Genomic DNA, 24,865 nt, shown 5'->3' with positions numbered 1-24,865 from the left:
TAGAATCAGGTATAAGAAATATCAGAAAAAAAACTTATTATACCAGGACAATATTAATTAATTTGTATTATTGACGAAATAAATAATAGAAGAGTCAGTTAAAGAGATTTGGGGAGGTCTATTTTTGTATGAAAGCAAAAAAAGTAGCAGTTATCTCAGACCTTCATGCTAGCTTATCGATGTTAGATGCATTTATAAGTTATATAAATAAGCAAGATGTAGAGCTTATTTTAAATTTGGGGGATTATATCAGTAATGGGCCAAATCCATGCGAAGTATTTGATCGGATTTGGGTAGATAAAAGATTTATAAACATTAAAGGCTATGACGAAGATAGTCTATTTCATAGTGTAAAAAAATCGGAAGGAATTGCTCAAGGAGAATGGATAAGAAAAAAACTGGGTAAAGATAGATTAAAAAAAATAGAATTATCACCTAGTATAAAAATGATAAATATTAATAATAGGAAACTGTTAATGTGTCATATAAATGGATGGGCAGAAATTCTTCAAAAGTCAGCCCATCATATTATGGGAAAATTAAAAGATGAGGATTATAACTATATTTTAATGGGTGGAAGTCATAGACCAGAAATGACTTATCAAAATAAGATTTTTTTAAAAGGAAATGTTATTGATCCGGGGGCTATGACGAGTAGTGAAAATAGAGGAAATTTTGTTATATTAGATTTTAGTCAAGAGGAGCCTAATATCAGTTTTCATAGTCTATATGCAGAGAAAATTTATTTAAATCAAATAAATAGTAAAGAGCAAAGAGATATAATAAAAGAAGAAGTAGAAGAAAATACCTTAAAAGATACTCTACTTTATATACATGGAAAGAAGAAAAGTGGAGAGGTATATATAGACCAGGATGTTGTACAGAGAATACTAGAAATAGGATTAGGACAAAGTAAGTATATCTGTATTGGATGCTGGAGCCATGAAAAGCAGATTATTAGAGAGTTATTATACTATCTTAAGTGTAGAAAAATAAAAGCATCTGAAGAAGGCTCTCAAGAATGGTATATAGGAGAAGTTACTGATCAAGTAAGAGAACTAGTATTAAATAGACGCTTATTACCATGTGGGAGATTAAAGTGGTTTGAAATATCCTTTCAAGATCATATTAATAGTATAGCACCTTTATATAGTATCTATCATTATGGTAAAGAAGGATTTATAAAGAGATTATCATTGAAGGAATTATATAGTATGGAAGAGATGTTAAAAAAGTATGATATTCCATATACTATACCAATAAACCAATAAATAGAAAAATTTAATATGAAGTAGGGCCATTATTATAGATCTTATATTCTAATTTTTAATTAGAATATAAGATCTAGTTATTATGAGAGTGGTCTACTTTTTATACCTAAAAAAGACATTAAACTAAAAATATTGACAACTAAACAATAATAAGATATCATCACTTTATGTAATATAAATACTGGATGAAGCTATACAGAAGAGTGGCCATAAAGCCCACCGAAGGAGTAACACTCTCAGGTACTTATAAATATTATAAGTGGTGACTGCATAGCTGACAGTACTCTGGAGAGACTCAAGTTATGAGCGCCGAAGGGGCAAAAGCAATTTTGCTTAATCTCTCAGGCAAAAGGACAGAGCAGGCTATATTAATCATAATTAATTATTAATTATTAATTATTAATTAGGGATAAAGACATATTTTTTTAGAATAAATAATCAGTTTATTTATGGAAACAATAATGCTATAAGTTGATTAGAGTAGTAATCTTTACTTATAGTATTTCAGTTATTGAAAAGTATGGGATTAATATGGAAAGCAAGTCTATAAACTTAAGGAACTCCTCTTATTTTAAGGTTAATTAAAAGAAGGGAGTATTTTTTTATGGATTTATTAAAGGTGTTAAACACAATTAATGATTTTGTATGGGGACCACCATTATTGGTTCTATTAGTAGGAACAGGCATTTTATTAACTGTTAGATTAAAACTAATTCAAGTATTAAAATTACCAAGGGCCGCTAAACTTATCTTTAAAGCAGAAAATAAAGGGAGCGGAGATATTAATAGCTTTGCAGCTCTATGTACAGCTTTAGCTGCAACTGTAGGAACTGGAAATATTGTAGGGGTTGCTACAGCTATTGGTACAGGTGGCCCAGGAGCCTTATTTTGGATGTGGATAGCAGCCTTTTTTGGAATGGCAACTAAATATGCGGAAGGTGTACTTGCTATTAAGTATAGAACAGTAGATGCAAATGGTCAGATTTCAGGCGGACCGATGTATTACATAGAAAAGGGACTTGGGAGGAAATTTAAACCATTAGCAATTTTCTTTGCAGTAAGTGGTATTTTAGTAGCTTTATTGGGAATAGGTACATTTTCACAAGTAAACTCGATTTCTACAAGTATTAATATGGTAGCTGGTATTGATGTTTACGTAGGAAATATAATAGTAAGCATGTTAGACCAATTACATATTTTATCAGGAGCAAGAGAATGGATTGCAACAAATGGTTTTCCTGTTATTAGTATGGTAGTAGCCATACTTGTAGCTATTATTGTTTTTGGTGGCATTAAAAGTATCTCAAAAGTATCAGAAAAAGTTGTACCAGTGATGGCTATTGTATATATTGTCTTATCAGGTATTATTTTAGGTGTGAACTATCAAAGTATTTTACCAGCATTAGGAGAAGTATTTACTGGAGCTTTTTCAGGAAGAGCAGCCGTAGGAGGTTTCTTAGGAGCAACCATGGCTAAAGCTATACAAAAAGGGATTGCTAGAGGTGTGTTTTCGAATGAATCAGGTCTTGGTAGTGCGCCTATTGCAGCGGCAGCAGCAAAAACAGAGTGGCCTGCTGAACAAGGGCTTATTTCTATGACAGGAACATTTATTGATACAATTATTATTTGTACATTAACAGGTCTTACTATTCTTGTTACTGGGACATGGTGTCAAGAAGGTATAGAAGGAGCAGCAGTAACACAAGCAGCCTTTTTACAAGTATTTCCTAAAATAGGATCAATACTTATTACGATTTGTTTAACCTTGTTTGCATTTACAACTATACTAGGATGGTGCTATTACGGGGAACGTTGTTTAGAATATTTAGCTGGTGTAAAAGGAATTAATATCTATCGTTGGGTATTCATTGGCATGCTGGCTATTAGTGGTTTCTTAAAATTACAAGAAATCTGGGCTTTAGCTGATATCGTAAATGGACTTATGGCATTTCCAAATCTTATTGGTTTAATAGGTCTCTCTGGGGTAGTAGTAACTGAGACAAGACTTTATATGGAACATTTGAAAAAACAGGAGATAAAAGAATCGCAAAGCAAAGTAGCATAAAGAGCTAAAAGTAGAATCAAGGGATTATGATAAAATTCATAGTCCCTTGATTTTATTTTTGGATTTAAATATTGAGTTAATCTTATATTTATATGAAATTGGAGGGCATATGATTTTATTTATATTAGAGGAGAACTATTAGAAGCATATTATAACGATATTAATATAAGTTCAAAATAAAATAAGAAAGTGTTGACAATTTAGAACAGGAGTCATATTATTGTATTAAGTAATTAATACAGTAAGGAGGTAACACAATGCCATGGGACTTTGATAATAGCAAACCTATAGATAAACCATTTATAAAACTAAATAATGTTGTAATATTTCAGGAAATAAGTAGGACTAAAATACCTACTTATATTCTGGACTTGAAGTAGTAATTTCTGGGATTAACGATGTTTTTAATTAGCCCTTTATCATCATTGAATTGATTATATAGATGATTAACTTCTTCAAAGAGTGCATCAGTACTCTCTTTAGCACCTACTGTATACACTTTATTCTTAAGCAAGTTCCAAATGTTTTCTTGTGGATTAAGTTGTGGTGAATAAACGGGGGTATTAATAAGTACTAACCTATTAGTATTTTGACTCCAGAACTCTTGAATCTCATGATTATTATGTGTTTTAGCATTATCTAAAACAACATACACCTTCTTTCCAAGATTACGTTCTAATAGTTCACTTAAAAATTCTTTTATTTCTTTACCTTTGATAGTATGTGCTGCATCATATATATCGGCTATTGTATCAAAGTTTTTGGTTATTTCTGTTGCACCAATAATATTAACCCCTTGATGAGAACCATTGCTTTCTAAGATAGGGGACACCCCAACTGGACTCCAAGTTCTCCTGTTATCAGATTCTGTTCTTAGGGCAGTTTCGTCCATAACATACAAAACACTATCAGAATCGTTTTCTACAGTACTCGTAGTTTCTATCATTTTTTTTAAACGATTCTTGCTCAGATTTTACACCTTTACTTGGTCTTTTTTGAGCTCGTTTGAAGCTATAGTTGTTTTTATGAAGTGTATCTCTAATACATTGTGGGCATAGCCTTATCCCGTAGTTTTGATTAAGATAATCTGATAAAAGCTTGGCAGTCCAAACATTGCCTAGAAACTCAAAATCATTAGGGATATTATGCTGAACCACTTCTAAAAGATCATGTTCCATTTCAGCTGTCATTTTGCAATTAGAAGGGGTTCTACCTCTATAGTCTTCTAAAGAAGAAATACCAAGCTCATTCCAACGATTTATATAGGTATAAACAGTAATTAAACGTACTGCAAGAAAATCTGCAATTTGTTTAACTGAATTGCCTTCTATAAGCATAACAACTGTCGTAAGAACATTCCTACCTATCTCTGTAGAATAAGATCTTCTTAATTTTTTTAGTTCTTCTAACGAGTATCCATGAAGTTCAGCTGTTACGGAAGTTGTTCTGCTCATAAATGTCATCTCCTAATCCTTTTTTACTTAGGATATGAAAAATAACAGAAATCATACAAACATATAACAGTATTTAAAATGGTTTATCTATATTTATATACAATTAGTAGAAGAATTAAAACTAAGAGTTATATCAGGGCAGCTAGCAGCAGGTAGTAAACTTGATTCTGTAAGGGACTTAGCAGAGGAGGCAGGAGTTAATCCTAACACCATGCAAAGAGCGTTGGCAGAATTAGAAAGAGAACAATTAGTGTATAGTCAAAGGACAAGTGGGCGTTTTGTGACACAGGATATGGAATTAATAAAAGTCATGAGAAATCAATATGCAACCACTAAAATTAAAGAAGTAACAGTAGCATTACTACAATTAGGCTATACAAAGGAAGAGCTTTTGAAATTAATTGAAGAAGACTTAAAAGCACAAGAAGAAAAACAGACACAATATGTATAAGATTTATAAGTAGGGGCTTTGCATAAAAAGAATTAAAGGAGGCAGTTAAATGAGTGAGCTTTTAAAGTTAGAGAAAGTGAGTAAACAATATGCTCATAAAGAAGCTCTTAAGAGCATTAATATTACCGTACCATCTGGTAAAATAGTGGGGTTACTTGGGCCAAATGGTAGCGGTAAAAGTACAATGATCAAGTTAATTAATGGATTACTAGAACCTACATCAGGAATGGTAACTATTAATGGGTATAAACCTGGGATTGAAACTAAAAAGATAGTTGCATACTTACCAGAGAGAACTTATCTTAACAATTGGATGACTGTAGAAGATTTATTAAATTTCTTTAGTGATTTTTATAATGATTTTGATATGAATCGAGCACTAGATATGTTTGATAAATTAAATATTGATTTAAAAGCTAAGTTAAAAACAATGTCTAAAGGAACTAAAGAAAAAGTACAACTTATTTTAGTCATGTCAAGGAAAGCAGAGCTTTATATTTTGGATGAACCTATTGGTGGCGTTGACCCAGCTGCTAGAGATTATATTATTAAAACCATTATTAAAAACTACTCTGATACAAGTTCTATTTTAATCGCGACTCATTTAATTCAAGAGATAGAAAATATTTGTGATGAGGTTATATTCTTATCAAAAGGCGAAGTAGTACTACAAGGTAATGTAGATGAGATTAGAGAGGAAAAAGGTAAGTCAATTGATGCCCTCTTTAGGGAGGTATTTGTATGCTAGGAAAATTATTAAAGTATGAACTTAAAGCTACTTCGAGAACATTTTTACCTATTTATGGTGCATTAATACTAGTAGCTTTAGGGAATCGTCTATTTAGAATGGGAAATATAAATTTAGGATTTGGGTTAACGACTGCAATACTAGTAGGCTTGTTTGTGGCTCTTGGTGTATTAACACTTATGGTGACAATACAAAGATTTAATAGAAATTTATTAGGTGATGAAGGGTACTTAATGTTTACTTTACCTGTAGGGCCTAATCAATTAATTTTTTCTAAGCTTATAACAACTGTTATTTGGGGAATTTCAAGTGGAATTGTAGGAGGAATGACATTTGTTATATTAATGGGTGACTATCAAGTATTTAGAGAATTTATAAATGCATGGCCTGAGTTATGGAATGATCTAATGAAAGGAATACAAACAGAGTTTAAAGGGCAAGTAGCATTAGTATTAGTTGCTATTCCGGTAATAGGGATACTTTCTTATATAGAAGGCATATTAATGATTTATTTAGCATTAGCGACAGGACAATTGCCTATATTTTCAAGGTACAGAGGAATCATTTCTTTTATAGCATTTTTTATTCTTAATAGTGTATTACAATTAATAACCGGGCTAATTGGGAATTTCATACCATTTGCAACTATGTCTAGTACGACAACTTTAATGGTTGTTATGAGTGGAATACTGGTATTAGATGTAGCATTATTTATGGGAACTAATTATATAGTAAGTAAGCATTTAAATCTAGAATAAGGTATAATATAGATAAAATACTCATATAAAACTAGAAATAGATACGAGGAGGAAATAAGGTGGAAAAAAGAGAATATAGCTGTCCTAAATGTCAATGTAGCACGTATGAAAGTGATCAGTTCCAAGCTACAGGTGGTAACTTTGCAAAAATATTTGATGTACAAAATAAAAAGTTTGTTACCATAAGTTGTACAAAATGTGGATATACAGAGCTTTATAAAGCACAGACTTCAGATGGATGGAATATCTTAGATTTCTTCACGAACTAAATAGAATAATAAAGATTAAATATCTAAAAAAGTGATATCCTAAGCAAATAGCAAGGATATCACTTTTTTGTTATCAATAATTATTTTTTATATAGGGTTTTAAATCTTTCCATAGCTTCTACTGTATTATCAGCATCACCAAATGCTGTTAAGCGGAAGTAACCTTCACCATTAGAACCAAAACCAGCACCAGGTGTTCCAACTACAGCAATCTCATTCAAGAGGTAATCAAAGAAATCCCATGACTTCATATTATTTGGACACTCGAGCCAAATATATGGAGAATTATCACCACCATAATAAGTGATTCCACATTCATCCATAGTAGCAGCAATAGTGCGTGCATTTTTCATATAGTAATCAATGTTTTCTTTAATTTGTTTTTGACCCTCTTCAGTAAAGACAGCAGCAGCACCTTTTTGAATAATATAAGGTACACCATTGAATTTAGTTGTTTGCCTTCTAAGCCAAAGCTTATTTAAGCTTACAGCATCACCATCAACGGAAAAGGCAGTAAGTGCTTTAGGTACGATTGTATAACCACAACGTGTACCTGTAAAACCAGCTGTTTTAGATAAACTGCAGAATTCAATAGCACATTCTTTAGCACCTTGGATTTCATAGATGCTTTTTGGAAGAGAAGCATCATTAATGAAACATTCATAAGCAGCATCATACAGGATAACAGCACTATTTTCATTAGCATAGTTAACCCAAGCTGTTAATTGTTCTTTATTATAGACAGATCCAGTTGGGTTATTTGGTGAACATAAGTAGATAAGATCTGGGGCGATTTCATCATCAGTTGGTGGCATAGGGCAAAAGTTATTTATAGCATTAGAATCTAAATAAACAATATCTCTTCCAGCCATAATATTTGTATCTACATATACAGGATATACAGGATCTGGAATCATAACAATATTCTCATTTCCAAAAATATCTGTAATGTTACCAACATCACTTTTAGCACCATCACTAATAAATATCTCATCTGATGATAAATCTACACCGTGACTTTTATAGTAGGACTGAACAGCATCATGAAGAAAACTATAACCTTGTTCAGGTCCATATCCTTTAAAAGTCTCTTTTTGGCCCATTTCATCAACTGCATCATGCATTGCTTTAAGTACAGCTGGAACTAAAGGGCGAGTAACGTCGCCTATACCCATGCGAATAATTTTTTTATCAGGGTGAGCTGCTACGTATTCATTTACCTTTTTTGCAATAGTAGAGAATAAGTAGCTATCTTGTAATTCTAAATATTGATCATTAATAAATGCCATTTTAAGCCTCCTCGTATTCTATAGTACCATCAAAGACCTTAGTAGCAGGTCCTTTCATTAAGACAGTACCATCTTCTTTATAGGTGATTTTTAAGTCACCTCCACGTAACTTAACAGTAATTTCTTCATTGATTTTGCAGTAGCCATTTAAAACACAGCTTACAGCAACAGCACATGCGCCTGTTCCACAAGCCCAAGTTTCTCCAGAACCTCTTTCCCAAACACGCATTTTAACAGTGCTATCATCTATTATTTGCACAAACTCTGTGTTTATTCTTTCAGGAAAGAGTGGATTAAATTCAAATTTGGGTCCAATACTTTCTAAAGATAATAGGTCTACATCTTCGCAGTAAACTACTACATGAGGGTTCCCCATTGAAACACAAGTACCATAATAAATTTCATTATCAATAGAGATAGGTGTATTAATAAAGGTTTCTTGATCTGAGATAACAGGAATATCTTGTGGACTCAGAATAGCTTTTCCCATATCAACCTCTACATAAACCACCTTTCCATCTTCGACTGTAAGTGTAAGATATTTAATACCACTTAAAGTTTCGAGAGAAATATTTTTTTTATCAGTATAACCTGTTTCATATACAAATTTGCCAATACATCTAGTAGCATTGCCACACATTTTACCTTCTGAGCCATCTGCATTAAACATACGCATTCTAAAATCAGCTATTTCAGAAGGTAGAATGATTACTAATCCATCTGAACCTATGCCAAAATGGCGGTCACTAATAAATTCAGAAAATGCATTGGGATCTTTTAGTGTTTGTTTGAAACCATCTACATAAACATAGTCATTGCCTATGCCATGCATTTTAGTAAAATTAATTTTCATGTCTTCACATCCCTACATTATATTTCATACGTTTTAAGAATATTATCTGCCACTGCACGCGGTGCAATACGCATGTCCATAGCTTGTTTTTGTATATACCTGTGAGCTTGTTTTTCATCTAGACCTAGGTATTTGATAAGACAAAACTTGGCACGTTCAATGACTTTTACATCATCCACCTTACGTTTAAGTGCTTGGTTTTGTTCACGTAAAGTAGCAATGATTTGTTTTGAATTTAATACAAACGGTATTGTTTGCAATAAGACTTGGCGATTAATAGGCTTTCCTACTACAAATGCACCTGTAACAGAAACTTTATCTTGTACTTGCTCCTTGATGTCTGATTTAACTAGTAAAAGAATGGCAGATAAAGATTTTTCAGCTATATCTAAAGCAAGATCTGTACCAAATTCATCGCTTAAAGGAGTATTAATAATAGTGAGGTCAAAATCCATATAATCAAACTTTCTTCTTGCTTCACCACCGGAAGCAGCGTAGTCATAACTAGAAAAATCAAGAGGTTTGATAATATCGAATAAGGTATCTGAAGACTCTTTTTGGGTCGAAATAATTAAGACCTTTTCCACGGTTCCAGCTCCTTTACAATAGTTTCACAATGCCTCTTTTCCTAAAGATAGTTTTGAATTTCCCACTGATGTACGGTCTGATTGTAGTCATTCCATTCTTTAGTCTTTTCTGCTAAGTAACTATCAAAGAGATGTTCACCCAGTATGTTTTTAACAAATTCACTTTGTTTCATGCATAATAGAGCATCATTTAAATTAGCTGGTAATAAATTAATTTCTTTACATAAAAGTTCTGATGGAGACATTTCATAAGCGTTTTCTGTAAGAGCAGGAGGAAGTACCAATTGTTTATCAATACCCTCTAAGCCAGCAGCTAACATAAGCGCTAGAGTAAGGTATGGATTACACATAGAATCAGGGCTACGGAGTTCGATACGATTGTGACCATGCATGGTAGCAGGCACACGAATTAAGCAAGAACGATTTTTATAAGACCAAGCAATATGTCTAGGAGCTTCAAAGCCAGAAGCAATACGTTTGTAGGAGTTGACAATAGGGTTACTAATGGCAGTCATTTCTTTAATATGTGTTAAAATACCAGCTATAAATTGTTCGGCAATAATAGGAAGAGAACCATTTTGTTTACTTGTAAAAATATTTTCGCCATTTTTAAAGAGTGACATATTAATATGCATACCTGAACCACTGGTATTCATGAGAGGTTTTGGCATGAAAGTAGCATGAAGACCGTTACGACCAGCAATGGTTTTAACAACAGTCTTAAAGGATAATATATTATCAGCAGATTCTAACACACTATCGTATTTAAAATCTATTTCATGTTGACCAAGAGCGGATTCATGATGAGAAGACTCAATTTCAAATCCCATTTGTTCAAGTGTTAAGCAGATTTCACGCCTCGTATTTTCACCCTGATCTAGAGGGGCAATATCAAAATAAGTAGCTTTGTCAGTAGTTTCTAGTGTGGGATTTCCTTCTGCATCTGTTTTAAATAAAAAGAACTCGCATTCAGCGCCTACTTTAAAAACAAAGCCTTTTTCTTTTGCCTTTTCAATAATACGTTTTAGTATATAGCGACTATCTCCCTCGAAGGTTTTTCCCTCAGAAGTCTTTATATCGCAGAAAAATCTAGCTACCTTACCATGTTGAGGACGCCAAGGAAGAATACAAAGGGTAGTAGGATCAGGGAATAAAAATAACTCTGAATCTTCAATAGGAGTAAAACCAGTAATTGATGAAGCATCAAAGGCTACACCTTCATCGAAGGCTTTGCTAAGTTGGTTCGAAGTAATAGAGATATTTTTAAGTTCTCCAAGTAAATCACAAAACTGAAGTCTAATAAATTTAACATCATTTTCTTCAATAAATCTTAAAGCGCCAAGCTTATTATAAGACATAAATCATTCCTCCTTATATCTTTATCGACTTACCTAAATAGTTAACAACATTTTAAGTGATTTAGTAGGACGTGTAAAGTAAATTATATTTTCAGTTAAAAATTTTAGAAGCATTATTTCTTTACACTTTTCTTACTAGGTAAATAAAAAGTAAGAGGAAATAATAAATTATAGAATGCATATTTATTAGAATGAGGATATAAAAAATATTTTTAAAAAAATAATAGCAAAATAACTTGACAATTTTCAGATTATATAGTATATTTAACTCCAATTGTTTTGGATGTTATTTTGGATATAATTGAATAAGATTATGAAACTGATTTTTGTGTTATGTTTCATTTACAAGTTATGAAATCAAAATTTGTATTTTTACAAGTTCTATTCTTTATGCAATTTTTAGCATAAAGGAGAAGTTGTATAAATCGGTTTTGATTTTTTTCGCTATATACACTAATTTATAGGGGGATTAACTATGAAGGATAACTTTAAAAATCAAAATCCGTATCAGCAGCAGGGCCTCTACGACCCAAGATTTGAACATGATAATTGTGGTATCGGAGCAGTCGTAAACATTAAGGGCATTAAGTCAAGAGAGGTTGTTGAGAATGCACTTAGAATTGTTGAAAATCTAGAACACAGAGCGGGAAAAGATGGTGAAGGAAAAACTGGAGATGGAGTAGGTATCTTACTTCAAATAAGTCATGATTTCTTTAAACAAGAGGCAAAATCAGTAGGGATAACTATTGGGAATGAAAGAGATTATGGTATTGGTATGTTTTTCTTCCCACAAAACGAATTAAAAAGGAATCAAGAAAAGAAATTATTTGAGGTCATTGTTCAAAAAGAAGGAATGGAATTCTTGGGCTGGAGAACAGTACCTACTAATCCAGAAGTTCTTGGACAAAAAGCTTTTGATAATATGCCTTGTATTATGCAAGGTTTTGTAAAGCGTCCTCATGGATGTAAAAAGGGAATTGAATTTGATCGTAAACTTTATATTGCAAGGAGAGTATTTGAACAAAGCTGTGAAGGCACTTATGTGGTATCCTTGTCAAGTCGTACAATCGTGTACAAAGGAATGTTCTTAGTAAAAGAACTTCGTCAATTCTTTGATGACCTTCAAAGTGAAGCATATACTTCAGCTATTGCTACGGTACATTCTCGTTTTAGTACCAACACAAATCCAAGCTGGCAAAAAGCACATCCTAATCGTTTTATTGTACACAATGGAGAAATCAATACCATTACAGGTAATGCAGATAAGATGCTAGCTAGAGAAGAGTCTGTAAGTTGCAAACCACTTAAGGAACATATGCATAAGATTCTTCCTATTATAGATACTAATGGTTCTGACTCTGCAAGACTTGATAATGCACTAGAATTTATGGTGATGTCAGGTATGGAGTTACCACTTGCGGTTATGATTATGATTCCTGAACCATGGAATAATAATAGGGCAATGTCACAGGAGAAAAAAGATTTTTACCAATATTATGCAACGATGATGGAACCTTGGGATGGGCCAGCTTCTATTTTATTCTCAGATGGTGATCTCATGGGTGCTATCTTAGATAGAAATGGCCTTAGACCTTCACGTTATTATATTACAGATGATGATCATTTAATCCTTGCTTCTGAAGTTGGAGCAGTGGATATCCCAGCAGAAAAAATCATCAGAAAAGAGAGATTAAGACCAGGTAAAATGCTTTTAGTGGATACTAGGAAAGGTCAACTTATTGATGATGAAGACCTAAAGACAGAGTATGCAAGTCGCCAGCCTTATGGAGAATGGTTAGATAGTAATTTAGTAGAATTAAGTTCTCTACATATTCCAAATAAAAACGTAGAGAAATACTCAGAAAAAGAGCTTAAAAGATTACAAAAAGCATTTGGATATTCCTACGAAGACATTAGAACAACGATATTACCAATGGCTAAAACAGGAGAAGAACCAGTAGCAGCTATGGGTGCTGATAGTGCATTACCTCCACTTTCTAAGACTAATCCACCACTATTTAATTACTTTAAACAGCTTTTTGCACAAGTAACCAATCCTCCTTTTGATGCAATACGTGAGGAAATTGTAACTTCTACATGTGTTTATGTAGGAGCAGATGGTAATATCCTAGAAGAAAAGGCAAAAAACTGCCATGTACTCAAGGTAAACAATCCAATTTTAACAAGTACAGATATGCTTAAAATTAAATCTATGAAGGTACCAGGTTTTAAAGTAGAGATACTTCCTATTACTTATTACAAAAATACTTCATTAGATAAGGCAATTGAGCATTTATTTATCGAAGCAGATAAGGCCTATCGAGATGGTGCAAACATCTTAATTCTCTCAGATAGAGGAGTAGATGAATACCATGTGGCTATGCCAGCTTTATTAGCTGTTTCTGCTATGCAGCAGCATTTAGTATCAACGAAGAAGAGAACTTCTGTAGCGATGATTCTTGAAAGTGCAGAGCCTAGAGAAGTACATCATTTTGCTACACTTTTAGGCTATGGTGCTTGTGCTATTAATCCTTATTTAGCACAGGATACAATTAGAGATTTAATAGATACAAATGTGCTTGATAAGGATTATTATGCTGCAGAATACGACTATAACAAATCTATTCTTAAGGGTATCGTAAAAATAGCTTCTAAGATGGGTATTTCTACAATTCAATCATACCAAGGCTCAAAGATATTTGAAGCTATGGGTATTAGTAAAGAAGTTATCGATAAATATTTTACTAATACAGTAAGTAGAGTGGGTGGTATTACCCTTAAGGACATCAATAAACGCGTACAACAGCTTCACTCAAGTGCTTTTGATCCATTAGGATTAGATGTAGCTAGTGATGTAGATAGTATTGGTAGCCATAAGTTAAGAAGTGGAAAAGAGGAGCATTTATATAATCCAGAGACCATTCACTTACTTCAAGAAGCAACAAGAACAGGTGATTATAATACTTTCAAAGAATTTAGCACAGCTATTAATAAAGAAAATCGTACAATGAATCTTAGAAGTATATTAGACTTCAACTTTGCTGAAGATGGTGGTATTCCTATTGAGGAAGTTGAAAGCGTAGAAAGTATTGTAAAACGCTTTAAAACTGGGGCTATGTCTTATGGTTCTATTTCTCAAGAAGCACATGAAACAATGGCTATTGCAATGAATAGAATAGGTGGTAAGTCTAATAGTGGTGAAGGTGGAGAAGATCCAGAACGTTTAAAGGATAAGATAAGATGTTCAGCAATTAAACAAGTAGCATCAGGGCGTTTTGGTGTAACTTCAGAATACCTTGTAAGTGCTAAAGAAATCCAGATTAAAATGGCACAAGGTGCAAAACCAGGTGAAGGTGGTCAATTACCAGGTGCAAAAGTATATCCATGGGTTGCTAAAACAAGGCATTCAACCCCAGGTGTAGGTCTTATTTCACCACCTCCACATCATGATATTTATTCAATCGAAGACTTAGCACAACTTATTTATGATCTTAAGAATGCCAATAAAGATGCTCGTATTTCTGTAAAACTTGTTTCAGAAGCAGGAGTAGGAACTGTTGCAGCAGGTGTAGCTAAAGCTGGAGCTGGTGTTATCCTTATTTCAAGTTTTGATGGTGGAACAGGAGCAGCACCAAGAAACTCTATTTATAATGCTGGTCTGCCATGGGAGTTAGGTCTTGCAGAAACACATCAAACACTGATTATGAATGGACTTCGTTCAAAGGTAGTTATTGAAACCGATGGAAAACTGTTAACAGGCCGTGATGTAGCTGTAGCAGCACTTTTGGGAGCAGAAGAATTTGGTTTTGCAACAGCACCACTTATTACAATGGGCTGCGTTATGATGAGAGTATGTAACTTAGACACTTGTCCTGTAGGTATTGCAACTCAAAATCCAGAGTTAAGAAAACGCTTTAAAGGTAAACCAGAATACGTTGTTAATTTCATGCACTTTGTAGCACAAGAGCTTAGAGAATATATGGCTAAGTTAGGTGTTCGTACAGTTAATGAATTAGTAGGACGTTCAGATTTACTAACAGTCAAAGCATTCGATGAAAATGATAAAGCAAGTAAGATTGATATGAGTAATATCTTAAATAATCCATATGTTAATCAAGATCTACCAAGAATATTTAATCCAAAGGATGTTTATGATTTTGAACTTCAAAATACAATTGATGAAAGAGTTATTTTAAGCAAGTTACAAAATGCACTTAAACATAAACAGCCTAAATCTATAGAAATTGATGTAAAAAATGTGGATAGAACAGTAGGCACTATATTTGGTTCAGAAATTACGAAACTCTATGGTAATACTTTAGAGGATGATACGTATGTTATTAAATGTAATGGTAGTGGTGGGCAAAGCTTTGGGGCCTTCATTCCCAGAGGTTTAACTTTAGAATTAGTAGGAGATAGTAATGACTACTTTGGTAAAGGTCTATCTGGTGGCAAGTTAGTTGTTTATCCGCCAAAAGGTTCTAAGTTTAAACAAGATGAAAATATTATTATCGGAAATGTTGCTTTATATGGTGCAACAAGCGGTAAAGCCTTTATTAATGGTGTAGCAGGTGAACGTTTCTGTGTTAGAAATTCAGGGGCACTTGCGGTTGTTGAAGGTGTAGGTGACCATGGCTGTGAATACATGACAGGTGGTAGAGTTGTTGTCTTAGGTAAAACAGGCAAAAACTTTGCAGCAGGTATGAGCGGCGGGGTAGCTTATGTTCTAGATGAAGACCGAGACTTGTATAAGAAATTAAATAAGTCCTTAGTTTCGCTAGATGAAGTTACTGAAAAATATGATGTCCTTGAACTTAAACAACTAATTGAAGAGCATGTGGCTCATACTCATTCTGTTAAAGGTAAAGAGGTACTTGATCATTTTGATGAGTATCTATCTAAATTTAAGAAGATTCTTCCTCATGATTATGCACGTATGAGACAGACGATTTTGCTTATGGAAGAAAAAGGTATGAGTAGTGAACAAGCACAAATTGAAGCATTTTATGCTAATACCAGGAAATAAGGAGGCCGCATATGGGAAAGCCAACAGGATTTATGGAGTATGATAGAACAACAAGCAGGAGCATTGCCCCTGCTCAGAGAGTGAAAAATTTCAAGGAATTTCACATACCACTTGCTAAAGAAAAGCAGGAGGTACAAGGAGCAAGATGTATGGATTGTGGCGTGCCTTTTTGCCAATCAGGAATAATGCTTAAGGGAGCAACATCAGGTTGTCCTCTTAACAACCTGATTCCTGAATGGAATGACCTAATTTTCAATGGACAATGGGAAGAAGCAGCTAGAAGGTTACTACTTACTAATAATTTCCCAGAGTTTACAGGTAGAGTTTGTCCAGCACCTTGTGAGAATGCATGTACATGTTCGCTTAACGGAGATGCAGTTGCCATTAAAGAAAATGAAGAAGCTATTATTGAAAATGCATTTGCTAAGGGACTTATTAAGCCTAAAAAGCCTTCTGTCAGAACAGGAAAAAATGTTGCTATTGTAGGATCAGGTCCAGCAGGACTTGCAGCAGCAGCACAGCTTAATAAAAGAGGTCATACTGTCACTGTATATGAGAGAAGCGACAGGGTGGGCGGATTATTAATGTATGGTATTCCTAACATGAAAATAGAAAAGCATATCATAGAAAGACGCGTAGATTTAATGGTACAAGAAGGTATTAAGTTCATTACCAATGCAGACATAGGAAGGAAGTATAAAGCAAATAAGCTTTTAAAAGAATATGATGCAGTTATTTTAGCTTGTGGTGCTTCTAATCCTAGAGATATTAATGCACCAGGTAGAGATGCAAAAGGAATTTATTTTGCAGTAGATTTCTTAAAATCAACAACTATGAGTTTATTAAACTCTAATTTAGAAGATGGAACTTATATGAGTGCAAAAGGTAAAAATGTAGTTGTTATTGGTGGTGGAGATACTGGTAATGACTGTGTAGGGACTTCTATTAGACATGGCTGTAAATCTGTTGTTCAGATAGAGATGATGCCTAAACTACCAGATCAAAGAGCAGATAATAATCCTTGGCCGCAATGGGCAAGAGTTTGCAAAACTGATTATGGCCAAGAAGAAGCTATAGAAACCTTTGGCTCTGATCCTAGAATTTATGAAACAACAGTTAAAGAGTTTTGCAAGGATGAAAATGGTGATTTAGTAGGTGTTAAAGTAGTTAAAGTGAAGTTTGTTACTAATGAAGAAACAGGCAGAAGGGAAATGCGAGAAGTGGAAGGTTCTGAGCAATTATTAGATGCAGACCTTGTTTTAATTGCAGCAGGTTTCTTAGGTTCTGAAAACTATGTAACAGATAGCTTTGGGGTGGATGTAGATGCCAGAACAAATGTAACTACTGAGCTTGGAGAGTATAAGACTAACATAGAAAAAGTATTTACAGCAGGAGATATGCATAGAGGACAGTCTTTAGTTGTATGGGCTATTAGAGAAGGACGAGAAGCAGCTAAAGAAGTAGATGAGTACTTAATGGGATATACTAATTTAAGATAATAAATAAAGGAGGTTAAAGTAACCTCCTTTATTTATGCTTAAGAATAAAGTAAATGATTAACGTCCACTAAAGTAAAAATAGATAATATTTTAACTTGTGCAATGAATTTTTTGTAAATTAGTGAAAAAATGAAAATTAGGTCTTGATATTTTGAAAAAAACGTTATAATATGGTTTCAATAGAACATGAACTTAGCAAAGGCGCTAACTTTAAACACAATTTATTTGTGTTTAGTTAGCGCCTTTATTTTTGTTTCTGTTCTTGAGGAGTAACTTGTATTGAGAGTAGAAGACAGGAGTAGGAGTAAGCAAAACAAATAACACAAAAGTATTATTCAAAAATCCAAAAACAATAACAAACCAAACAATCCAAAGAACAATTGAAAACCAAAGTAAGAAAACAATGAAGTAAGCAAGAAAGACTAGGAGTAGTTAGAAATTAAAGTAAAAAAATGAATTTGGAGTAATCATGAGGCAGGTGATAGGAGTTGTTAGACACAGACTTAATTACTTATTTAGCTAAACTGTCTAAGATAGAAATTGATGAGACAGAAAAAGAGAGATTAGTATCTGAGATGAGCGCAATAGTAGAACTAATGGACACCATGAATGAGGTAACTATGGAAGGTGATGAAAATCTTAATGGTGAAGGAGTAAGCCTAAAAGATTTAAGAGCAGATGAAATAGTATCTTCTTATGACAGAGAAGTCGTTCTAAATAATGCTTCTCATAAGAAAGATGGATTTTTCGTAGTACCGAAGATTATGGAGTAGTTAGTGAGGAGGAGAGTTATGTCACTATGTGATAAGAGCCTATTTGAGCTCAGAGAGATGCTTGATCAAAAAGAAATCACGTCAGTAGAGTTAACCAAGTATTACTTAGATAGAATAAAACAATTAGATGATCAGATAGATAGCTATATTACAGTTTGTGAAGAAGAAGCAATCAAAGCTGCTGAAAAAGCAGATAAAAGGATTGCGGAAGGTAACAGCAACCTACTTACAGGTATTCCAATAAGTATTAAGGATAATATTTGTACAGAAGGTATCTTAACAACCTGTGCTTCAAAGATGCTATATAATTTTGTACCACCTTATAATGCAACGGTCATCAAAAAGTTACTAGCTGAGGATGCAGTTATCTTAGGTAAAGTAAGTATGGATGAATTTGCTATGGGTGGTTCAACACAAACCTCATATTATAAGAAAACAAAAAATCCGTATGATATAACGAGAGTACCTGGTGGTTCTTCTGGTGGGAGCGCAGCAGCAGTAGCTGCAAAACTTTCAGTAGTAGCCCTTGGTTCAGATACAGGAGGTTCTATTAGACAACCAGCTGCTTTTTGTGGCGTAACAGGTATGAAACCAACTTATGGCACAGTTTCTCGTTTTGGTCTAGTTGCTTTTGGTAGTTCCTTAGATCAAATTGGACCTATTGCACAAAGTGCAAAAGAATGTGCAGCACTTTTAAAAGTTATATCAGGTTACGATGGTCATGATGGTACATCATCTCATAAAGAAATAGATTTTAGCAGTCAATTAGATATGGATATAAAAGGTCTAAAGATTGCTGTTCCAAAAGAATTTTTTGGAGAAGGTATAGATGAAGAGGTAAAAGAATCTGTATTAGAAGCAATTAAGAAATATGAAAGTTTAGGGGCAGAAATCGTAGAGGTTTCCATGCCAAGCTTAAAATATGCTATTGCAGCCTATTATCTTTTATCATCAGCTGAAGCAAGTTCAAATCTTTCTAGATATGATGGTATCAAGTTTGGTTATTGTACACCAAAAGCAAAAACTTATGAAGAACGTATTACACGTACACGTAAGGAAGGCTTTGGTAATGAGGTAAAAAGAAGAATTCTTCTTGGAACTTATGCTTTATCAAGTGGCTATTATGATGCTTATTATAAAAAAGCATTGTATATTAGACAAAAAATAAAGCAAGAATATGAAGAAATCTTTAAAAGCTGTGATGTCATGATTACACCAACAGCACCTACAACGGCATATAAAATAGGCGCTATTGAAAATGACCCGGTTAAGATGTATTTAGCTGATATTTGTACTGTAACAGTTAATATTGCAGGACTTCCAGCTATTAACACAACATGTGGTTATGATTCAGATGGTATGCCAATAGGCATGTCTATCGTAGGTAAAGCTTTCGATGATGCAAAAGTGATAGGAGTAGCTAATGCATTTGAAAAAGAATTTACGAGGATAGATCCTAGTATGCTAAAGAAAGTGTAGGTGATTAATATGGTAAATTATGTTCCAGTTATAGGACTTGAAATACATGCTCAGCTTCTTACTAAAACAAAAATATTTTGTAGTTGTGAAGTGGATTTTGGAGGCGAGCAAAATACACGTTGTTGTCCAGTTTGTACTGGACTTCCAGGTACTCTACCAGTTATTAATCAGCAAGTTGTTAAATATGGTATTAAAGCGGCACTTGCTTTAGGCTGTGGTGTAGGAAGCTTTACTAAAATAGATAGAAAAAATTATTTTTATCCAGATCTTCCTAAGGCTTATCAAATTTCACAATTTGATTTACCTATTTGTTTATCAGGTAAGGTAAAAATAGAAGCTGATTTAGGAGAAAAATATGTTCGTATTCATCATGCACATATTGAAGAAGATGCAGGTAAGCTTATTCATGATGATATTGAAAATACAAGTTTAGCAGATTATAACCGTTGCGGCGTACCGCTTTTAGAAATCGTATCTGAGCCAGATATGAACTCTGCAGAAGAAGCAAGAGCTTATATTGAAAAAGTAGCAGGACTTCTTCAATATGCAGGGGTTAGCCTTTGTAAGATGGAGGAAGGTTCTTTAAGAGCTGATGTTAACATTTCTCTTAGAAGAGCAGAAAGTAATACTCTAGGAACAAAGGTAGAAATAAAAAACTTGAACTCACTTAAATCTATTGTAAGAGCTATTGATTATGAAATAGAACGTCAGACTAAGCTTTTAAATAATGGAGAAGAGATTGTTCAAGAAACAAGAAAGTTTAATGATAATAGAGGTATTACCGTACCAATGCGTTCAAAGGAAGATGCTCACGATTATCGTTACTTTAAAGAGCCAGATGTAATGCCTATTGTAATTACAGATGAAGATATAGAAACTATTAAAGCAGAATTGCCTGTACTGATTGATGAAAGAATGGAGATTTATCTAAATAGTTATGGTTTAAATCAGGCAGATGCCAACATTCTTGTAGCAGACAAAGCTATATCTGATTTTTATAATGAAGCAGTAACAAGTTATTCTAATTATAAAGCAGTTGCTAACTTTGTAGTAGTAGAGCTACTCAAATATGTAAATGAAGGAGAATTAGATAGCAAAAATATTCCGTTCACAGCAGAAGCATTTGCTCATCTGGTAAAAATGGCAGAGGAAGATATTGTTAATAGAAACAATGCAAAAGCCATTCTGAAATTAATGTTAGAAGAAAATAAATCACCTGAGCAAATCGCTAAGGAAGAAGGCTTCCTTATGAATGATAATCAGGAAGAAATAAAAGAAGTAGTTCTTGGAGTAGTAGAGGAGTTCACTGCTGAAGTAGAAGGCTATTTAGCAGGAAAAGAAAAGTTATTTGGATTCCTTATGGGACAATGTTCAAAGAGACTTGCAGGTAGGGCCAATCCGAAAACAATTAAAGGTTTACTTGAAGAGGAATTAATGAAGCGCAAGTAGCCTTGGAAAGGAGAGTAGTGTTATGCAGAGTATAGATGGAGTATCGCTTAAACGAGTATTAGATGTAGAGGGCATTAAGAAGAACCCAGATGAATTAGTCATTATAGAAGCTTGCGTTCATAAAATAAGAACAATGAGTGAGTTTGCATTTGTTATTCTTAGAACTGGAAGATATATTGTGCAAGCTATTTATGAAAAAGATAGATGTAAAGCAAGCATTGAACAGCTTAAGGTTGGTGCTTATGTAAGAGTTAAGGGTCATATTAGAGAGGATGAAAGAGCTAATTTAGGCTTTGAACTTCAACTTGAAGACCTTGAGATTTTAAGTATGCCAGCAGCAGATTATCCATTAAATGTAGGACATAAAAAATTAGGCTGTGGTTTAGAGGCAAACTTAGATAATCGTAGTGTGGCTCTCAGAAATCCTTATGAAAGAGCAATCTTTAAAGTGCAAGAAGGCGTCGTATCTGGGTTTAGAGAGTTTATGGAAAGCCAAGGTTTTACTCAAGTGCATACGCCAAAGATTGTAGCTGCAGGGGCTGAAGGTGGTGCTAATATCTTTAAGTTAGACTACTTTAACCAGGATGCTTTCTTAGCTCAAAGCCCACAATTTTATAAACAAACTTGTGTTGCTTTTTTTGATAGAGTTTTTGAAATAGCACCAGTCTATAGAGCAGAGAAGCATAACACTTCTAGACACCTTAACGAATATATAGGCCTAGATTTTGAAATGGGATATATAGATAGTATGTACGATGTTATGGAGATGGAAACAGCCATGATTAAGTATGTAATGAATTATTTAGAATCTCATTGCAAGGAATACTTAGACTTATTAGAGGTTAAACTCCCTATTATTAAGGATATTCCTTCTATAACTTTCGTTGAAGCTTTGGACCTTATTAAAGGTAGAGGTGGAAAGAATAAATATGATTTAGAGCCAGAAGATGAAGTACTTCTTTGTGAATATGCAAAAGAGCATTGGAATAGTGAATTCCTATTTATCACTCATTTTCCAGCTTCTAAAAGACCATTCTATGCGATGAATGATAAAGAGGATAGCAGATTTGCACTAAGCTTCGACTTACTTTTTAGGGGACTAGAAATTACAACAGGTGGGCAACGTATTCATGATTACCAGCAACAAGTTGATAAGATGAAAGAAATGGGTATAGATCCTGAAGAATTGAGTCATTATCTGAGTATTCATAAATATGGAATGCCACCACATGGTGGACTTGGTATAGGACTAGAGAGGTTCGTTATGAAGCTCTTAGACCTACAAAATGTAAGGCAAGCAAGTATGTTCCCTAGAGATGTACATCGCTTAGAACCTTAAGTAAAAAATGGTGATATCAAGTAAAAAAATATAAAGAGATATTTGAGGAGGAATTTAGTATGGCAAATGTAAGTGAAATTTTTGGATGTAACGTATTTAATGAAACAGTTATGCAAGAAAGATTACCAAAAAACACCTTCAAAGCATTGAAGAAAACAATGGCAGAAGGTAAAGAACTTAGTAGAGATATTGCTGATGTAGTAGCAGCCGCTATGAAAGACTGGGCAGTTGAAAAAGGAGCTACACACTATACACACTGGTTCCAACCTATGACAGGTATTACAGCAGAAAAACATGATGCATTTATCTCACCATCTGCAGATGGAAAGGTTATTTTAGAGTTTTCAGGAAAAGAACTTATCAAAGGTGAACCAGATGCTTCTTCATTTCCATCAGGTGGTCTTCGTGCAACATTTGAAGCTCGTGGATATACAACTTGGGACCCAACATCGTATGCATTTGTAAAAGATGACACCTTATATATTCCAACAGCTTTTGGGTCATACGGTGGAGAAGTACTTGATAAGAAAACACCACTTCTTCGTTCAATGGAAGCACTTAACAAACAAGCGATTAGAATTCTTAATAAATTTGGTAAATCAGTAACTAGAGTAACAACAACTGTTGGACCAGAACAAGAATATTTTCTAGTAGATAAAGAAATGTACGCAAAACGTAAAGATCTTATCTTAACAGGTAGAACACTTTTTGGTGCTAAACCAGCAAAAGGTCAAGAATTAGAGGATCATTACTTTGGTAATATCAGAACTAGAGTATCTGAGTACATGAAAGATTTGGATAATGAGCTTTGGAAATTAGGTATTTTAGCAAAAACAAAGCACAATGAAGTTGCACCAGCACAACATGAATTAGCACCTATCTTTGGTACTACTAATATTGCAACAGATCATAACCAATTAACAATGGAAATGATGAAGAAGGTAGCAGAAAGACATGGTCTTGTATGCTTACTTCATGAAAAACCATTTGCAGGTGTTAATGGTTCAGGTAAACACAATAACTGGTCAATGTCCACAAGTGAAGGAGAAAACCTGCTTGAGCCAGGTAAATCACCAAAGGATAATACTCAATTCTTATTATTCTTAGCTGCTGTTATTAAAGCAGTAGATGAATATGCAGATCTTTTAAGAGTATCTGTTGCTAGTGCAGGAAATGACCACAGACTTGGAGCTAACGAAGCACCACCAGCAATTATTTCTATGTTCTTAGGTGATGAGCTTACTAACATCTTAGAATGCATTGAAAAAGGTGAAGCAGTTAGTGAAACAGCTAGATGCTTTATGGAGACGGGAGTATCTGCACTTCCTAGATTTGTAAAAGATACAACTGATCGTAATAGAACATCTCCATTTGCTTTCACAGGTAATAAATTTGAATTCCGTAGCCTAGGTTCATCAGTATCTATTTCTGGCCCTAACATTGTGCTTAACACAAGTGTAGCAGAAGTACTTGAAGAATTTGCAGATAGATTGGATGCAGCGACTGACCTTGAAGCTGAAGTTATGGCAATTGTAAAAGAAACTATGAAAGACCATAAGAGGGTTATTTTTAATGGTAACAACTACAGTGATGAATGGGTAGAAGAAGCAGAAAGAAGAGGTCTTCTTAACCTTAAAACATCTGTGGATGCTATTCCTAGATTTGGAATGGAGAAAAGTATTAAACTCTTTGAGAAACATGGTATTTTCACAGCAACAGAAGTTAAATCACGTTGTGAAATCCTATTAGAAGGCTATGCTAAAACAATTAATATAGAAGCATTAACAATGTTAGACATGGCACAAAAAGAAATTTTACCAGCCGTGCTTAAATACAACAAAGAAGTATTTGAAACACTTAAAGTTAAACAAGAGCTTGGCTTAAATGTAAGTGTTGAAAAAGAAGTAAGCTATGCTACTAAATTATCAAATCTTACAGAATCATTAATGAGCAAAATTGAAGAGCTCGATAAAGTATTACTTGAAGCTAAAAACTATGAAGATGCTCTTGAATCAGCTAAATACTACAGAGAATATGTATTTGAAGCAATGCAAACTCTTAGAGTAGTAGCTGATGAATTAGAGACAATGGTAGCTTCAGTTGCTTGGCCATTTCCAACATACGTAGACCTACTCTTCTACGTATAATCACATAGATACTCCAAAAAAAGGCGCCGTTACTCCCGGCGTCTTTTTTT

19 protein-coding genes and 1 riboswitch are annotated in these 24,865 nt (G+C 33.8%); of the genes, 13 read left to right on the top strand and 6 right to left on the bottom strand.

Translation table 11 applies throughout. The annotated features are described in order from the left end of the window. Positions 1-128: 128 nt before the first annotated feature. On the top strand, positions 129-1,271 hold the full coding sequence (locus tag CLOLE_RS21335) for a metallophosphoesterase family protein (RefSeq protein WP_013659196.1): 1,143 nt from the start codon (positions 129-131) through the stop codon (positions 1,269-1,271). A 275-nt stretch (positions 1,272-1,546) separates the two neighbouring features. After that, positions 1,547-1,638, top strand: a riboswitch (glycine riboswitch). A 237-nt stretch (positions 1,639-1,875) separates the two neighbouring features. Further along, complete coding sequence (locus CLOLE_RS21330) at positions 1,876-3,336, top strand: alanine/glycine:cation symporter family protein (protein ID WP_013659195.1); 1,461 nt, start codon at positions 1,876-1,878, stop codon at positions 3,334-3,336. A gap of 358 nt (positions 3,337-3,694) precedes the next feature. On the opposite strand, the gene CLOLE_RS23745 is transcribed toward CLOLE_RS21330, so the two are convergent. Together CLOLE_RS23745 and CLOLE_RS23740 are read right to left on the bottom strand one after the other, a co-directional pair. Then, positions 3,695-4,282 (bottom strand): IS630 family transposase, encoded by a 588-nt coding sequence (locus CLOLE_RS23745; RefSeq protein WP_242825760.1) that lies wholly within the window; start codon positions 4,280-4,282, stop codon positions 3,695-3,697. After that, entirely contained in the window at positions 4,245-4,790 is a 546-nt protein-coding gene (locus CLOLE_RS23740) for a helix-turn-helix domain-containing protein (protein WP_242825759.1), read from the bottom strand. The genes CLOLE_RS23745 and CLOLE_RS23740 overlap by 38 nt, the downstream gene beginning before the upstream one ends. Before the next feature lie 85 nt (positions 4,791-4,875). On the opposite strand from CLOLE_RS23740, the gene CLOLE_RS21320 reads away from it, so the two are divergent. The 4 genes from CLOLE_RS21320 to CLOLE_RS21305 are packed head-to-tail and all read left to right on the top strand — an operon-like array spanning position 4,876 to position 7,016. Continuing rightward, positions 4,876-5,241, top strand: a complete 366-nt coding sequence (locus tag CLOLE_RS21320) for a GntR family transcriptional regulator (RefSeq protein WP_013659194.1) — start codon at positions 4,876-4,878, stop codon at positions 5,239-5,241. 49 nt (positions 5,242-5,290) lie between these two features. Continuing rightward, positions 5,291-5,989 carry an ABC transporter ATP-binding protein gene (locus CLOLE_RS21315; RefSeq protein ID WP_013659193.1) on the top strand — a complete coding sequence of 233 codons (699 nt, stop codon included), beginning with the start codon at positions 5,291-5,293 and terminating at the stop codon, positions 5,987-5,989. Then, positions 5,983-6,747 carry an ABC transporter permease gene (locus tag CLOLE_RS21310; protein ID WP_013659192.1) on the top strand — a complete coding sequence of 255 codons (765 nt, stop codon included), beginning with the start codon at positions 5,983-5,985 and terminating at the stop codon, positions 6,745-6,747. Before CLOLE_RS21315 ends, CLOLE_RS21310 begins: the two co-directional genes overlap by 7 nt. A 59-nt stretch (positions 6,748-6,806) precedes the next feature. Then, positions 6,807-7,016 carry a zinc ribbon domain-containing protein gene (locus CLOLE_RS21305; protein ID WP_013659191.1) on the top strand — a complete coding sequence of 70 codons (210 nt, stop codon included), beginning with the start codon at positions 6,807-6,809 and terminating at the stop codon, positions 7,014-7,016. 80 nt (positions 7,017-7,096) lie between these two features. Here CLOLE_RS21305 and CLOLE_RS21300 read toward each other — a convergent pair whose 3' ends face one another. Genes CLOLE_RS21300 through glnA form a run of 4 tightly spaced genes read right to left on the bottom strand, consistent with a single transcriptional unit; the run spans position 7,097 to position 11,103 of the window. Next, positions 7,097-8,305 carry an LL-diaminopimelate aminotransferase gene (locus tag CLOLE_RS21300; protein WP_013659190.1) on the bottom strand — a complete coding sequence of 403 codons (1,209 nt, stop codon included), beginning with the start codon at positions 8,303-8,305 and terminating at the stop codon, positions 7,097-7,099. Position 8,306: 1 nt separating this feature from the next. Next, positions 8,307-9,152: a diaminopimelate epimerase gene (gene dapF, locus CLOLE_RS21295; protein WP_041714104.1), complete on the bottom strand. Its 846-nt coding sequence runs from the start codon at positions 9,150-9,152 to the stop codon at positions 8,307-8,309. 23 nt (positions 9,153-9,175) lie between these two features. Then, positions 9,176-9,745, bottom strand: a complete 570-nt coding sequence (locus CLOLE_RS21290) for an ANTAR domain-containing response regulator (RefSeq protein ID WP_013659188.1) — start codon at positions 9,743-9,745, stop codon at positions 9,176-9,178. Positions 9,746-9,786: 41 nt separating this feature from the next. Then, on the bottom strand, positions 9,787-11,103 hold the full coding sequence (gene glnA / locus CLOLE_RS21285; protein WP_013659187.1) for a type I glutamate--ammonia ligase: 1,317 nt from the start codon (positions 11,101-11,103) through the stop codon (positions 9,787-9,789). 475 nt (positions 11,104-11,578) lie between these two features. Here glnA and gltB point away from each other — a divergent pair, with 475 nt between their 5' ends. The 7 genes from gltB (at position 11,579) to CLOLE_RS21250 (ending at position 24,815) form a co-directional block, all read left to right on the top strand. After that, the gene (gene gltB / locus CLOLE_RS21280; RefSeq protein ID WP_013659186.1) at positions 11,579-16,129 is read left to right on the top strand and encodes a glutamate synthase large subunit; all 4,551 of its coding nucleotides are present in this window, start codon (positions 11,579-11,581) and stop codon (positions 16,127-16,129) included. An 11-nt stretch (positions 16,130-16,140) separates the two neighbouring features. Then, on the top strand, positions 16,141-17,628 hold the full coding sequence (locus CLOLE_RS21275; RefSeq protein ID WP_013659185.1) for a glutamate synthase subunit beta: 1,488 nt from the start codon (positions 16,141-16,143) through the stop codon (positions 17,626-17,628). 488 nt (positions 17,629-18,116) lie between these two features. Continuing rightward, the gene (gene gatC, locus CLOLE_RS21270) at positions 18,117-18,401 is read left to right on the top strand and encodes an Asp-tRNA(Asn)/Glu-tRNA(Gln) amidotransferase subunit GatC (protein ID WP_013659184.1); all 285 of its coding nucleotides are present in this window, start codon (positions 18,117-18,119) and stop codon (positions 18,399-18,401) included. A gap of 18 nt (positions 18,402-18,419) precedes the next feature. Next, positions 18,420-19,880 carry an Asp-tRNA(Asn)/Glu-tRNA(Gln) amidotransferase subunit GatA gene (gene gatA, locus CLOLE_RS21265; protein ID WP_013659183.1) on the top strand — a complete coding sequence of 487 codons (1,461 nt, stop codon included), beginning with the start codon at positions 18,420-18,422 and terminating at the stop codon, positions 19,878-19,880. A 9-nt stretch (positions 19,881-19,889) separates the two neighbouring features. Next, positions 19,890-21,329 carry an Asp-tRNA(Asn)/Glu-tRNA(Gln) amidotransferase subunit GatB gene (gene gatB, locus CLOLE_RS21260; protein ID WP_013659182.1) on the top strand — a complete coding sequence of 480 codons (1,440 nt, stop codon included), beginning with the start codon at positions 19,890-19,892 and terminating at the stop codon, positions 21,327-21,329. A 22-nt stretch (positions 21,330-21,351) separates the two neighbouring features. Then, positions 21,352-22,668, top strand: coding sequence for an aspartate--tRNA(Asn) ligase (gene aspS / locus CLOLE_RS21255; protein ID WP_013659181.1), 1,317 nt, complete (start codon positions 21,352-21,354; stop codon positions 22,666-22,668). A gap of 59 nt (positions 22,669-22,727) precedes the next feature. Further along, a complete protein-coding gene (locus CLOLE_RS21250) occupies positions 22,728-24,815 on the top strand; it encodes a glutamine synthetase III family protein (RefSeq protein ID WP_013659180.1) in 2,088 nt (695 codons plus the stop codon). The last annotated feature ends 50 nt before the right edge of the window (positions 24,816-24,865 follow it).

The organism is Cellulosilyticum lentocellum DSM 5427, assembly GCF_000178835.2.
In the GTDB taxonomy this organism is placed as follows: domain Bacteria; phylum Bacillota; class Clostridia; order Lachnospirales; family Cellulosilyticaceae; genus Cellulosilyticum; species Cellulosilyticum lentocellum.
Note: the sequence above shows the minus strand (reverse complement) of the source record. Positions and strands in the feature narration are given on the sequence as shown.

Excerpts from the sequence above, each read along its gene's own strand:
- CLOLE_RS21300 (WP_013659190.1), bottom strand. The coding sequence starts at position 8,305 with ATGGCATTTATTAATGATCAATATTTAGAATTACAAGATAGCTACTTA.
- CLOLE_RS21335 (WP_013659196.1), top strand. The coding sequence starts at position 129 with ATGAAAGCAAAAAAAGTAGCAGTTATCTCAGACCTTCATGCTAGCTTA.
- gltB (WP_013659186.1), top strand. The coding sequence starts at position 11,579 with ATGAAGGATAACTTTAAAAATCAAAATCCGTATCAGCAGCAGGGCCTC.
- CLOLE_RS21250 (WP_013659180.1), top strand. The coding sequence starts at position 22,728 with ATGGCAAATGTAAGTGAAATTTTTGGATGTAACGTATTTAATGAAACA.
- glnA (WP_013659187.1), bottom strand. The coding sequence starts at position 11,103 with ATGTCTTATAATAAGCTTGGCGCTTTAAGATTTATTGAAGAAAATGAT.
- gatA (WP_013659183.1), top strand. The coding sequence starts at position 18,420 with ATGTCACTATGTGATAAGAGCCTATTTGAGCTCAGAGAGATGCTTGAT.
- CLOLE_RS21310 (WP_013659192.1), top strand. The coding sequence starts at position 5,983 with ATGCTAGGAAAATTATTAAAGTATGAACTTAAAGCTACTTCGAGAACA.
- CLOLE_RS21275 (WP_013659185.1), top strand. The coding sequence starts at position 16,141 with ATGGGAAAGCCAACAGGATTTATGGAGTATGATAGAACAACAAGCAGG.
- CLOLE_RS21330 (WP_013659195.1), top strand. The coding sequence starts at position 1,876 with ATGGATTTATTAAAGGTGTTAAACACAATTAATGATTTTGTATGGGGA.
- gatB (WP_013659182.1), top strand. The coding sequence starts at position 19,890 with ATGGTAAATTATGTTCCAGTTATAGGACTTGAAATACATGCTCAGCTT.
- aspS (WP_013659181.1), top strand. The coding sequence starts at position 21,352 with ATGCAGAGTATAGATGGAGTATCGCTTAAACGAGTATTAGATGTAGAG.
- CLOLE_RS23740 (WP_242825759.1), bottom strand. The coding sequence starts at position 4,790 with ATGAGCAGAACAACTTCCGTAACAGCTGAACTTCATGGATACTCGTTA.
- CLOLE_RS21315 (WP_013659193.1), top strand. The coding sequence starts at position 5,291 with ATGAGTGAGCTTTTAAAGTTAGAGAAAGTGAGTAAACAATATGCTCAT.
- CLOLE_RS23745 (WP_242825760.1), bottom strand. The coding sequence starts at position 4,282 with ATGATAGAAACTACGAGTACTGTAGAAAACGATTCTGATAGTGTTTTG.